We start from the raw sequence: 12,085 nt of genomic DNA, 5'->3' as shown, positions 1-12,085 counted from the left end.
CGGGTTCCTTGCTTCTTTCCCCCTTCGAATGGACAATCGCCAAGCGCTACATGCTGCCCGGTCGCGGGGAAGCTTTTATCGCGATGGTCGCCGGTATCAGCCTCGCTGCTGTGATGCTTGGAGTCGCCGCGCTCGTCATCGTGATGAGCGTGATGAACGGCTTTCGTGGAGAATTGCTCGACAAGATTGTCGGTCTCAACGGCCATGCCATCATTCAGGCCTATGGCGGGCGGCTGGAGAACTGGCAGAGCGTGCTGAAGGAAGTGAAGGCGACGCCGGGTGTCGTCCGCGCATCGCCTTTGATCGAACAGCCTTTGCTGGCCAGTTTTAACGGCCGTGTCGAAGCGATCCTGGTTCGTGGCAATACCCAGGTGGATATAAACCGGCTCGAAGCGCAGAAGCAGGCAGGCAATCTCGATCGACTGAAACCGGGGGCAGGGCAGGTCGCCGTCGGCGCGCGACTTGCGGAAAATCTCGGGGTGCGTGTTGGCGATGTGATCACCATCATCAATCCGCAGGGGCGTTCCACCCCCTTTGGCACAGTGCCGCGCGAAATTGGCTACACGGTGTCCGCGATCTTCGAAATCGGGATTTACGATTACGATCAGGCCTTTGTCGTCATGCCCATTCAGGATGCGCAAACGCTGCTGCTGACCGGCGATTCGATTGGCATGATCGAGGTAAAGACGAACGATCCGGACAAAGTTGGGCAGATCCTCGCCCCGCTGAGCAAAAAACTTGCCGGACAAGCGGTGATTCAGGATTGGAAGACGATCAATGCCAGTCTGTTCGAGGCGCTCGCCGTCGAACGCGTGGCGATGTTCATCGTGCTGTCGATCATTGTGCTGGTGGCGGTGTTCAACATCCTGTCCAGCCTGATCATGCTGGTTAGGGCCAAAACGCGCGACATTGCGATCATGCGCACCATGGGGGCGACGCGCAAAAGCCTGATGAAAATCTTCGTGACGATCGGTTTTGTGATTGGCGCATTGGGCACCCTTGCCGGTCTGGTTCTCGGGTTTGTCTTTCTCTTTTTCCGTCAGCCCATCGTGCGGCTGATCGAAGTTCTCAGTGGTCAGAATCTGTGGGATCCCTCGATCCGCTTTTTGACCGAACTGCCTTCGCGCACCGATCCTGCCGAAGTAACGGTGATCTGCGTGATGGCGCTGGTTTTCAGTTTTCTGGCCACGCTCTATCCCGCTCTGAAGGCGGCCAGCACGGACCCGGTACAGGTGTTGCGTTATGAGTGATTTCGTCGTTCGTCTTGCCGGGCTGACTCGCAGCTTCGAACAAGGCGGGGTGAAGATCGACGTTCTGCGTGGCGTCGATCTCGATATCAGGCCAGGCGAAATTGTCGCCCTGCTGGGGCCATCGGGTTCTGGCAAATCGACCATGTTGCAGGCGATCGGATTGCTTGAAGGCGGTTTCGGCGGTCGCATCGAGATTGGCGGTGTTGAGGCAAGCGCATTATCCGGCGATGCTCGCACGAGCCTGCGCCGCGATCATCTGGGTTTTGTCTATCAATTTCATCACCTCTTGCCCGACTTCTCGGCAATCGAAAATGTGGTGCTGCCGCAACTGGTGGCAGGCAAATCGGCCGCAGAAGCGCAAGCGCGCGCCAAGGACCTCCTTGTCTCCCTAGGGCTGGACAAACGTCTCGATCATCGTCCCAGCCAGCTTTCCGGTGGCGAACAGCAGCGCGTGGCTGTCGCCCGGGCGCTGGCAAACCGGCCGCAACTGGTTCTGGCTGATGAGCCGACGGGCAACCTCGATGAAGCAACCGCCGACATGGTTCTGGGTCAGTTTCTTCGTCTTGTGCGCGGGCAGGGTAGCGCCGCATTGATCGCCACACATAACGAGCGGCTGGCGCTGGCCATGGACCGGGTCGTGCGGTTGCACGATGGCCACCTGACCTGAATATCCGCATCCGTAACGATTGAAAAATCCCATGGCGGCTGCCACATGGGAAGCATCATTATGGGAGTTGTGATTATGAACGATATTCCCCGCCAGAACACCCCGGTAGAATGGGATGATCATTCCGAACTGCATCGGAAAGATGATGGTGGGGGGGTATTTTCCGACTTCAAATCAATACGGAGCGGCACGCTGAGGGAACTGGTGGCCTATGTTGCCCATCTCCCGGCGGATGAGCAGGGCAATTACGAAATCCTGAAATCGGGCGATCACCGCCTTGCGTTGCCGGAAATTCTCGCGCTCGCATCGCGACGGGATTTTCCCGGATCGGCAGCTTGAGCGTCATCGGCGACTTCGCGGTCGAACGACCGGATGGCAGCGTGCAGAACCTTGCCGACAAACAGGGCAAGGTTCTGCTGGTTGTGAACACCGCCAGCAAGTGCGGCTTCACGCCCCAATATGAAGGGCTCGAGGCGCTTTACCGCAAATACGCGGACACGGGCTTTGAAGTCATTGCTTTCCCCTGCAACCAGTTTGGCAAGCAGGAGCCGGGCGATGCCGCAGAAATCGCCAGTTTTTGCAAACTGACCTATGATGTCAGTTTCCCGGTCATGAAAAAGGTCGATGTCAACGGCGACGGGGCTATTCCGCTTTATAATTGGCTGAAACAGCAGGCCCCCGGCGTTTTCGGTACGCGCGGGATCAAGTGGAATTTCACCAAATTCCTCATCGATCGCGCAGGCCATGTTGTGAAACGCTATGGCCCGGCAGAAAAACCGGGCGCGCTGGAACGCGATATCGAAGCCTTGCTCTAGGCTATGGTTTTATTACCTTCCCGGGTCTGGCGGCGTTTGTTTCCGTCAGAACCCGGGCGATATGTCATGATCCGGCAAGCTTGGCGAGTGCGGAGGCATCGATCGAGCTGACCGCCTGCTTGAGCACATCGATGTTTGGCACACTGCCTTCGGCTTCCACCATAAAACGGTCGGCAAGAAGTACGCCGAAGGTACCATTGCTGCCGGATTTGCTCCATTTTTCGGTTTGCATGCGGCCATCGACGACCTGGGTCCGGTCGTAGCCATCCTCGCTTTCGCTCGACTGTTCCACGCCCATCGCGGCACCAATCCCGCCAAGAGCGCCGAGCGCGTTGGTATCGGAAATCCGCAGGTCAAAGCGGCTGTCGCCATTGGCATAAGTGCCGGAGGCATTGCTCATTCCGCCGGCGGACATGCTGTCCACGCTCGTGCGGGTATAGGCACCGATGCTGGCGGGGAGCAGGGTCTTCAGCGCATCGATTGCAACGGGCTTAATTTCACCGTTCGCCATTTTTTCCGCGCGGTCGGCGGCCTTCTGTGCCTTGTCGAGATTGATGGAGCCCATGCCGGGAATGGACACGGTACCCGACATCTCCCCACTCTCGGCAAGATTTTCATAGGGGCGATGTCCGAACAGGCCGGCGACGGTGGACGAAATCGTGCTTGCGATGAAAAACAGGATAATCGCGGCGATAATCGTTACGGCGGTGTACCCTGCGGCCTTGTCCTGCGGCACTTTCATCAGTGTGGGGGCGCCAAGGTAGAAAAGGTATATGCCGTAAAGCCCGGCTAGCGCACCGATAATGCCCAGCGAGGGGATCAGGCCCAGTATCCCGGCAACCCAGCCTGCGGTCATGCTGTAGGCCGCGAGTTTGACGGCGCTGAGTTTGTTTTCCTTCCCGTCGAACCGGGGGGCCAGCACATTGATAAGAAATGCCAGAACCGCAATGGAGATCAGGGCGATGACATAGCTGGTTACAGCCGTGCCGAGTGCGCTTGTGAAACTCGGGCGATAAGTGAACCCGAGAGCGCCGAAACCGAAAATCTGGCTTCCGATAAAGAGGGAAATCGGACCAATCGCAGCCAAGGGGAGTACATATTTGGTGAATATGTCTGCGATGGTTGAATTTTCGGCTTCGATCTGCGGCCATTCTTGCGCCGGCTTGGTAAGGATCGCTTTGACCCGATCGACAAGATTTTTCGACTGCGGGCCTGAAACAGGATTATCGTCCATGGTGCACCCCTCTGTGAAGGTGGAGGATAGGAACATATCTCAACCCTCCTGCAAAGCATTGTCCGCCGCTTTTCCCCAGAACCCGGGCCGTGGAGGGTTGATTGCATACCCTTCGAATGGGTAGCGTTCGATAATGGCCTACGCCCCATTTGTACCGTTGCGGGTTCTTTCATCTTATTCGATGCTCGAAGGGGCGATCGATCCCAAGGCGCTTGCGCAATTGGCTAAGGATCGCGGCTTTCCTGCCATTGCGATCTGCGACCGTAACGGCCTTTATGGATCGGTGGCCTTTGCTGGTGCTTGCCGTGACAAAGGCATCCAGCCTATTGTCGGAACCCTGCTGGGCGTTGCGCGCGGCGGTGGCGGAGACAGCGCACAGGTCGATTACCTGCCGCTGTTTGCGCAGGACGAGAAGGGATGGGACAATCTTTGCCATCTCGTAAGCCGGGCGCACCTCGATCGTCCGTTGCACGAAGACCCCCATGTTCTGCGGGAATGGCTGGAAGGCTATACGGATAGTCTGATCGCACTGACGGGCGCGGCAGAAGGTGCGATCACGCGCCTGTTCGCGCTGGGTCAGAACGAACAGGCTTACGCCTATAGCGAGTGGCTGGAAAAGCTTTTTCCCGAACGCCTCTATGTGGAACTGTCGCGCCGTAATGATGCGACGGAAGAAGCCGCTGAAGAGGCCTTGCTCGACCTTGCCTATGCGCACAATCTGCCGTTGGTGGCGACCAATCCGGCCAATTTCGCAGAACAGCATTTCCGTGCGGCCCATGACGCGATGCTGTGTATCGCCAATTCGACCCACATCGATGCGCCCGAGCGGCCGCGTTCGTCGGCTGATAACTTTGTCAAACCTGTCGAAGTGATGGCCGAGCTGTTCGCCGACCTGCCGGAAGCGATGGCGAATACGCTGGTCGTCGCCCAGCGTTGCGCCACGGCGCCCCCCAAACGGAAGCCGATCCTTCCCAGCCTTGCGGGCGATCTGGAAGGCGAGGCCCGGATGATGGCGGAAGATGCGCGGCGCGGGCTGGATATGCGTCTGGCACCCTACGGGGAAATGAGCGCGGAAGAGCGGAAGATTTATGACGATCGGCTGCAATTCGAAATCGACATCATCACCAGAATGGGATTTCCCGGTTACTTCCTGATCGTTGCCGACTTCATCAAGTGGGCGAAGGAAAATGGTATTCCGGTTGGGCCTGGGCGTGGTTCGGGCGCCGGTTCGCTGGTCGCCTGGGTGCTCACGATCACGGACCTCGATCCGATCAGGCTGGGCCTGCTGTTCGAACGCTTCCTCAATCCGGAACGCGTTTCGATGCCTGACTTCGATATCGATTTCTGCGAAACGCGGCGCGGTGAAGTCATCCGTTATGTGCAGCAGAAATACGGGCACGACCATGTGGCCCAGATCATCACCTTCGGTAAGCTGAAAGCCCGTGCGGTACTGCGCGATTGCGGCCGTATCCTGCAGATGAGCTATGGTCAGGTCGATCGCTTGTGCAAGATGGTGCCCAATCACCCGACCGATCCATGGACGCTGCCCCGTGCCTTGAACGGGGCAGCGGATTTCCGCCATGAATACGATGTCGATCCGGAGGTAAAGCGTCTGGTCGATCTGGCGCTGCAACTGGAAGGGTTGCCGCGCAACAGTTCAACCCATGCCGCGGGCGTTGTGATCGGCGACCGGCCGTTGTCGCAACTGGTTCCGCTGTATCGCGATCCGCGTTCGGATATGCCGGTCACCCAGTTCGACATGAAGCATGTCGAGGATTCGGGGCTGGTCAAGTTCGACTTCCTCGGGCTGAAAACGCTTTCGGTGCTGCGCAAGGCGGTCGATCTGCTGGGAAAACGCGGGATCACTGTGGAACTGGAAGGCCTGCCGTGGGACGATCCGCAGGTTTATGAATTGCTTCAGTCAGGCAACACCGTGGGCGTGTTCCAGTTGGAATCGGAAGGGATGCGCCGCACGCTGGCATCGGTGAAGCCCACCAATTTCGGCGATATCATCGCGCTCGTTTCGCTTTATCGGCCGGGCCCGATGGATAACATCCCCCTGTTCGGCAAGCGCAAGAGCGGGCTGGAACCGATCGAATACCCGCATCCCAAACTGGAAGGTATCCTGTCGGAAACCTACGGGATTTTTGTTTATCAGGAACAGGTGATGCAGGCTGCGCAGATCCTGGCCGGTTACTCGCTGGGTGATGCTGACCTGTTGCGCCGGGCGATGGGCAAGAAGATCCAGGCTGAAATGGATATCCAGCGCGCCCGGTTTGTCGAAGGGTGCAAGGAGGTCTCCGAAATTGAACCGAAAAAGGCCAACGAACTGTTCGATTTGATCGACAAGTTCGCGGGTTACGGATTCAACAAGAGCCACGCTGCGGCGTATGCCTTGCTGGCTTACCAGACCGCGTGGCTGAAGGCGCATTATCCGGAAGAGTTCTACGCGGCGTCGATGTGCTTCGACATGCATCAGTCGGAAAAACTCAGTGTGTTCATCGACGATGCGCGCCGCCAGAAAGTGCCGATCGTCATCGCAGGGCCGGATATGAACCGGTCCGAAGCCGAATTCACGGTTGAGCAGACCGAAGAAGGCTATGCGGTGCGCTACGCGCTGGCCGGTATTCGCAACGTCGGTGAAAAGGCGATGGAGGCGATTGTGACAGAGCGGGAGGCGAACGGTCCGTTCGCATCGCTCGACGATCTGTTCCGCCGCCTTCCGCCGGGGTCGATGAACCGCCGGCAGGTCGAAGCACTGGCCGGGGCGGGGGGCTTCGATCGTCTTGAACCAAATCGCGCCAAGGTTTTTGCGAGCGCCGAAATTCTGATGGGCGCGGCCGATGCCGCCATGCGCGAACGGCAGAGCGGGCAAGCCGGGTTGTTCGGGGGAGACGATCATGCCGAACCGTCGTTGCGGCTGGTCGATGCCGAACCATGGAGCCGAACGGAACAGATGGCGCAAGAGCGCGACAATTTCGGGTTCTATTTCGCGGCACATCCGGTGGAACAATATCGTGCGATCGCCAGTGCCAATGGGGCGCGGTCCTTTGCCGGATTGATGGAAAGCGGCGTGGCGGGCGGCCGGGCATCAGCGGTTATGGCGGCGATGGTCGAAGGGGCCAGCCGCGGCAAGACGCGCAAGGGTGCTGATTTTGTGCGCGCCGATTTCTCCGATTCCTCGGGGCAGTTCAGCGCGGCATGTTTCGAGGAAAGTATGGTGGAGCCCTTCGTCAAATGGGCGAAGGAGGGGGCCTGCGTTCTTCTGAATGTTGAACTCGACAGCCCAAGCCCGGACGAACCGCCTCGGGTTACGGTGCGTGGGGCACGGCCTTTGGCAGAGGTGAAAAGTGCGGCGCGGATGCGGCTCACACTGGAAATTAGCGAAGTCGATGCCGTTCACACGCTGGCCGGGCTGCTGCCGCAGGGCGAAAAGGGCAAGGGCGAGGTCGTGGCGCGCTTGCGCACCACGCGCGGCGATGCCCCGCTGATGCGACTGGGCGATGGATTCCAGCTTGATGGGGAACTGGCTGAACGGATTCAGGAGATACCCGGAATCAGCAAAGTTGCGCTCAGTGCCATACCCAATGGGCGCCATTTGCGCCTTGTTGCCTGATTGCGCGTCAGAACAGCGTCAGTTGCCCGTGCAGGGACGGTGGCCGAAACTGTGTGCAATCGAGCGGAAAATCGCATCCGGTAATGCCTGATCGGAGGCATGCCGTGCGGAAACGGGTGCGGATAAGGTCGGCCCACACCCCGTGCGGTTTCATGCGGGTGAAAAAGTCCGGATCATTATCTCTCCCGCCGCGCATGGATTGCACGATCCCCATGACCTTCGTGGCCCGGTCTGGAAAATGCACCCCGAGCCATTCGCGGAACAGGGGCGCAACTTCGTGCGGTAGGCGCAAGGCTATCCAGCTTGCGGATCGAACCCCCCGTTTGCTCGCCTCATCGAGAAGCGCTTCCATGAAATGATCGGTGATTGCCGGGATGACCGGGGCGATCGAAATGTTGCAGGGAATGCCCAGCCGAACAAGTTCCTCCAGCGCGTTCAGGCGCTTCGCGGGAGAAGCTGCTCTTGGTTCAAGCAACCGGGAAAGGTGCGGATCGAGACTCGTCACTGAGAGTGACACTGCGGTCAGGCGACGCTTGGCCAGTTCCGCGAGAAGATCGGCGTCGCGCAATACGCGATCCGACTTGGTCGTGATCGTGACCGGATGACGGCAATCAAGGCACAGTTCGAGGATTTGCCGGGTGATCCCGTAACCTGCCTCTATAGGCTGATAGGGATCGGTATTGGTGCCCATCGCAATCGGGGCAGGACGATAGTTCGGCCGCGCGAACGTTTCCTGTAACAGCGTTGCGGCCTGTGGTTTGGCAAAGAGCTTGGTTTCGAAGTCCAGCCCGGGCGACAGGTCGTGATAGGCGTGTGTTGGCCGCGCGTAGCAATAGATGCACCCGTGTTCACAGCCGCGATAGGCGTTGATCGAACGGTCGAAGGGAATATCGGGTGATCGGTTGAAGCTGAGAATTGTCCTGGGGTGTTCTTCGACGACACTTGTCCGCAACTTATCCGCAGGACCATCCACAAGCGCGCGATCATCCAGCCAATCGCCATCTTGCATGCGGTCGGGCAGATTGAAGCGACGGGATACAGAGGAGGATTGCGCGCCTCGGCCTTTGTTCTGATCCCGTCGCGTGTGCCGTTCCATGGAAGGAACATATATAGAACAAATAGCTTTGTGTCACGTCCGGCGTGCGCTGTTCCACTGCAGGTTTTGTTCAGAAAAACGCGTTGGTTCAAATGATCTCGAGAGAAATGATCGGAATTTCCCGCGTTGTGCGCGTTTCGTAGTGTTGATAGCTCGAAATCCGGTTCTTGAGCCATTCCCAGTGGCGCGCGCGTTCTTCGCCAGTCAGAAACACGGCGCGGACATTGCGCCGTTTGCGGTTGATATGGGCAACTGCATCGGGATGAGCGCGCAGGTTGAGCGCCCAATAAGGATCTTCGGGCGCGCCGCCTTTGGAACCAACCACGAGGATTTTCCCGTCAACCTCGAAGTAGGGGACCGCAACACCACGTTTTTGTCCGCTTTTGCGCCCCGTTGTTTCGAGATAGAGCACCGATGGCGGGGCATAACCCTGAGAACGGGCGAAAACCTTGGTTGTCAGCGAATAGCCAAAGTGACGCACCAGAAACTTGTCGAGCGCGAGCCCCCGGGGGGTCATCACAAACTTTTCCAGCAATTTTCTCTCCCACCTATGGTTTTGCGTACTGGGGTTACCCGTACATCCTGTGCGATAGGTAGCGTGTTGGCGCCAGCAGTCCAGATGCTGTCGTTTTTGTCGCGCGCCAATTTTGGCCAGGCATTCGCATGCGGCGGAGTGGCGCCTGTCCGTGGGATCAGATTTCGCGAAGGCGGGGCATCAGTTCCACAAAATTGCAGGGGCGATTACGGCTGTCGAGTTGCTCTGCCAGAATGCCGTCCCATCCGTCTTTCACGGCACCGTTGGAACCAGGAAGCGCGAAAATGTAGGTTCCCCGCGCAACCACCGCGCAGGCGCGGGACTGCACAGTCGCGGTCCCGATTGTCTTGTAGCTGAGCATACGGAACAATTCGCCAAAGCCGGGAATGTCCCGCGTTTTCAGCCGATCCAATGCTTCCGGGGTTACATCCCGCCCGGTCAGGCCCGTGCCACCGGTCGAGATAATGGCATCAACCTGCGGGTCATCGATCCAGCTGTTCAGCCGTTTTACCAGCAGATCGGCATTGTCTTTCTCGATCGCACGCGCAGTCAGCTTGTGGCCTGCCTTACGAATACGGTCCGCCAGAATATTGCCCGACGTGTCATCTTCCGGTCCGCGCGTGTCGGATACGGTAAGAAGCGCGATATTGATCGGTTTGAACGTCCGCTCGAGATCAATTGCCATTGCCAGCCGCATCGTTCGCCGCAATCCGACGGTTGTTGCCAGTCTTGCCCATTTGCGGGAAGGCGGGCCACTGGGACTGCGCGAGAGAAAGGCGGCTGGGCGATTCCGCATCGGCCTGCCGTTCATACATCCAGTAGTTGCGTGTCACGATGGCGACATAGCCGCGCGTTTCCCAGTAAGGGATGGATTCGATCCACAAAAGCGGATCGCCCTGGTCCCTGATCTCGGAGTTCCAACGCGTGATCGGTGCGAGGCCGGCATTGTAGGCTGCCATGACCTTGGGCAGAAGCCCGTTCGTCCCTGCTGAATCGCGCAAGGCTTCCAATGTGCGCTGCCCATAGGCGAGATTGATTTCCGGCTTTTCCAGTTCCGCGAAAGTGCCGTTCATATTGATCGATGCGGCGTGATGCTGGGCGGTGCCGGGCATGATCTGCATCAGCCCCCGGGCGCCAGCTGGGCTGACCACGCTGGTCCGGAAATTCGATTCCTGCAGTGCATGGGCATAGACCAGCGCAGGATCAACGCGCCAGCCGGTGACAGGCTGCCATTTCGGTGTCGGGAAACGGGCGGCCGGTTCGGTGCTGCCCCCGCGCGGTGCATTGTACGCCATCCATAACTGTGTCGCAGGCATGCCGAAATCACGAGCCAGACGGGACAGGGCATCGAACTGCCGGGGGTTGCCGATGCGCGCCTGGTAACGCAGCACTTCATCGGCAAGATCGTGTTCGCCGATTTCGACGAGACTGGCCGCGATGCGGACGTTGGGAATGTCGCGCAGAGCCTTCCAGTCATCCGACTTGAAATCCGCCTGCGCGTATTTTGCCGGGATGCGCTGGCCGAGCTGTTCCAGCGCCAACATACCGTAGAGCGTATCATCGGCCCGGGCTGCCGCCCGCAGCAAGGCAGAGGCGCGTTCCGGGGACCGGCAGCGGACCTGCGCCCGGCTGGCCCAGTAATAGGCAGCGGAGCCCAGTTCGGGGTTGCCCGCACTGCGCGCTGTCTTTTCGAAATAGCGGGCGGCGGTTTCACAATCGCCCAGTCGCCACGAAGCCAATCCGGCAACCCAGTCGCCTTCCGGCACCCATGCGCCCGATCCTTCTGAAACGCGTTGCGCCATGGCGAGCGCGGCTACGTCATCGTTCTCGATGTAATAGCTCCAGGCCACGCGCTGGCGCCATTCGGCACGCGCTTCCGAACTGAGCGAGGCATCGATCCCCTCGAGCAATGCCCGTGCGCCGCCCGGATCGTCATTCTTGATCCGCTGGAAGATCGCTGCCGAAACCGAAGCAGGCATCGTGCCGTCGTTTACGGGGCGCGGGCGGATGCGCTTGGGGTCGTTGCCCTGATACTGGAACGGCTGCGCCTGGGGCAGGGCAGGCAAGGAGGTGAGACCCCGGCGTTGGCCAAGGCGGGCCATTTGCTCCGCTTGTGGCAGAGTTAGTGCTGTCGGATCGGCAAGCCATGCTTGAATTTGCGGCAATTCGACTTTGGGGGAATTGGCTGCCAGATAATAGCGGGCCACAGCGATCTGGCGCAGCGGGCCATCCTTATCTTCTGCCAGCAGGGCCTGTACGCGGACCCACTGCTCACCCTTGATCGCGTCAAAAACGGAGCGGTAGTAGTCACGCTCCTGTCGGCTGAGGACCGATGGGACCTGGGTGGACGTTGCGCGGGCGGTGAAATATTCCGCCGAAGTACGCGCCTGGGCATGCGTTGCCGCCAGAACTGCCCCTACCGCAAATGCGGCAGACACGTTCCGGATGCGCAACAGCTTCTTTAAATGCTTCACAATTATGTATCCGTCCAATCGAGCCATCGCTGCCAGAACATCGAACGCGCTTTCGCGCGCCCAAGCAAAGCAGCCAGATCCCAGCCCACAATTACAGGAATTTTCCGGTCCCGATGGTTAATTTCACAGTAATCAGCAGGATTTTGCGCCGGATTGTGGCTCAGTAGCGGCAGGATGTTGCGCCCGAAGACAAGCACGCGTTCCGGTTGCACCAGATCAATGTGGTGCAGCGTCAAATCCCGCATGCCGGAATGCGCCGCCGCATTCCAATCGGCCAACGGTGTGTTCCGCGGCAATGCCGATGCGCGATAGGTTCGTTCCGGTGCAATACCCATGGCCGCAAGCATGGCATCCAGAAATGCGCCGAGAGGACCGGACAGGAGTTCTTGCCTGTCGTC

Annotated in this window: 11 protein-coding genes; 5 read left to right on the top strand and 6 right to left on the bottom strand. The window is 59.1% G+C overall.

All coding sequences use genetic code 11. The features are described from left to right. Positions 1–8: 8 nt before the first annotated feature. The 4 genes from EGO55_RS20400 to EGO55_RS20385 all read left to right on the top strand — a co-directional run bounded on the left by EGO55_RS20400 (position 9) and on the right by EGO55_RS20385 (position 2,732). Entirely contained in the window at positions 9–1,250 is a 1,242-nt protein-coding gene (locus EGO55_RS20400; RefSeq protein WP_021688921.1) for a lipoprotein-releasing ABC transporter permease subunit, read from the top strand. Next, on the top strand, positions 1,243–1,917 hold the full coding sequence (locus EGO55_RS20395) for an ABC transporter ATP-binding protein (RefSeq protein ID WP_021688920.1): 675 nt from the start codon (positions 1,243–1,245) through the stop codon (positions 1,915–1,917). The genes EGO55_RS20400 and EGO55_RS20395 overlap by 8 nt, the downstream gene beginning before the upstream one ends. 75 nt (positions 1,918–1,992) lie before the next feature. Then, positions 1,993–2,256, top strand: a complete 264-nt coding sequence (locus EGO55_RS20390) for a hypothetical protein (protein ID WP_021688919.1) — start codon at positions 1,993–1,995, stop codon at positions 2,254–2,256. After that, complete coding sequence (locus tag EGO55_RS20385; protein ID WP_040714996.1) at positions 2,244–2,732, top strand: glutathione peroxidase; 489 nt, start codon at positions 2,244–2,246, stop codon at positions 2,730–2,732. The genes EGO55_RS20390 and EGO55_RS20385 overlap by 13 nt, the downstream gene beginning before the upstream one ends. 64 nt (positions 2,733–2,796) lie before the next feature. Here EGO55_RS20385 and EGO55_RS20380 read toward each other — a convergent pair whose 3' ends face one another. Next, a complete protein-coding gene (locus tag EGO55_RS20380; RefSeq protein WP_040715046.1) occupies positions 2,797–3,966 on the bottom strand; it encodes a Yip1 family protein in 1,170 nt (389 codons plus the stop codon). Positions 3,967–4,099: 133 nt separating this feature from the next. On the opposite strand from EGO55_RS20380, the gene dnaE reads away from it, so the two are divergent. Continuing rightward, positions 4,100–7,582 (top strand): DNA polymerase III subunit alpha, encoded by a 3,483-nt coding sequence (dnaE, locus tag EGO55_RS20375; protein WP_021688916.1) that lies wholly within the window; start codon positions 4,100–4,102, stop codon positions 7,580–7,582. A 7-nt stretch (positions 7,583–7,589) separates the two neighbouring features. On the opposite strand, the gene EGO55_RS20370 is transcribed toward dnaE, so the two are convergent. The 5 genes from EGO55_RS20370 to EGO55_RS20350 all read right to left on the bottom strand — a co-directional run bounded on the left by EGO55_RS20370 (position 7,590) and on the right by EGO55_RS20350 (position 12,034). Then, positions 7,590–8,678, bottom strand: coding sequence for a PA0069 family radical SAM protein (locus EGO55_RS20370; RefSeq protein ID WP_021688915.1), 1,089 nt, complete (start codon positions 8,676–8,678; stop codon positions 7,590–7,592). Between the two features lie 88 nt (positions 8,679–8,766). After that, positions 8,767–9,195, bottom strand: coding sequence for a nitroreductase/quinone reductase family protein (locus EGO55_RS20365; protein WP_235694118.1), 429 nt, complete (start codon positions 9,193–9,195; stop codon positions 8,767–8,769). A gap of 175 nt (positions 9,196–9,370) precedes the next feature. Then, on the bottom strand, positions 9,371–9,898 hold the full coding sequence (gene moaB / locus EGO55_RS20360) for a molybdenum cofactor biosynthesis protein B (protein WP_021688913.1): 528 nt from the start codon (positions 9,896–9,898) through the stop codon (positions 9,371–9,373). After that, positions 9,888–11,714 carry a lytic transglycosylase domain-containing protein gene (locus EGO55_RS20355; RefSeq protein WP_040714995.1) on the bottom strand — a complete coding sequence of 609 codons (1,827 nt, stop codon included), beginning with the start codon at positions 11,712–11,714 and terminating at the stop codon, positions 9,888–9,890. Before EGO55_RS20355 ends, moaB begins: the two co-directional genes overlap by 11 nt. Then, positions 11,690–12,034 (bottom strand): uracil-DNA glycosylase family protein, encoded by a 345-nt coding sequence (locus EGO55_RS20350; RefSeq protein ID WP_161566055.1) that lies wholly within the window; start codon positions 12,032–12,034, stop codon positions 11,690–11,692. The genes EGO55_RS20355 and EGO55_RS20350 overlap by 25 nt, the downstream gene beginning before the upstream one ends. Positions 12,035–12,085: the final 51 nt, after the last annotated feature.

The organism is Caenibius tardaugens NBRC 16725 (assembly GCF_003860345.1).
GTDB classification, from domain to species: Bacteria; Pseudomonadota; Alphaproteobacteria; order Sphingomonadales; family Sphingomonadaceae; genus Caenibius; species Caenibius tardaugens.
The sequence above is the reverse complement of the archived record's forward strand: the minus strand, read 5'-3'. Positions and strand labels throughout refer to the sequence as shown.

What these genes read in the sequence shown, in the direction of transcription:
- EGO55_RS20395 (WP_021688920.1), top strand. Translation starts at nt 1,243, where the DNA reads ATGAGTGATTTCGTCGTTCGTCTTGCCGGGCTGACTCGCAGCTTCGAA.
- EGO55_RS20390 (WP_021688919.1), top strand. Translation starts at nt 1,993, where the DNA reads ATGAACGATATTCCCCGCCAGAACACCCCGGTAGAATGGGATGATCAT.
- EGO55_RS20380 (WP_040715046.1), bottom strand. Translation starts at nt 3,966, where the DNA reads ATGGACGATAATCCTGTTTCAGGCCCGCAGTCGAAAAATCTTGTCGAT.
- dnaE (WP_021688916.1), top strand. Translation starts at nt 4,100, where the DNA reads ATGGCCTACGCCCCATTTGTACCGTTGCGGGTTCTTTCATCTTATTCG.
- EGO55_RS20370 (WP_021688915.1), bottom strand. Translation starts at nt 8,678, where the DNA reads ATGGAACGGCACACGCGACGGGATCAGAACAAAGGCCGAGGCGCGCAA.
- EGO55_RS20365 (WP_235694118.1), bottom strand. Translation starts at nt 9,195, where the DNA reads ATGACCCCCCGGGGGCTCGCGCTCGACAAGTTTCTGGTGCGTCACTTT.
- moaB (WP_021688913.1), bottom strand. Translation starts at nt 9,898, where the DNA reads ATGGCAATTGATCTCGAGCGGACGTTCAAACCGATCAATATCGCGCTT.
- EGO55_RS20355 (WP_040714995.1), bottom strand. Translation starts at nt 11,714, where the DNA reads ATGGCTCGATTGGACGGATACATAATTGTGAAGCATTTAAAGAAGCTG.
- EGO55_RS20350 (WP_161566055.1), bottom strand. Translation starts at nt 12,034, where the DNA reads ATGCTTGCGGCCATGGGTATTGCACCGGAACGAACCTATCGCGCATCG.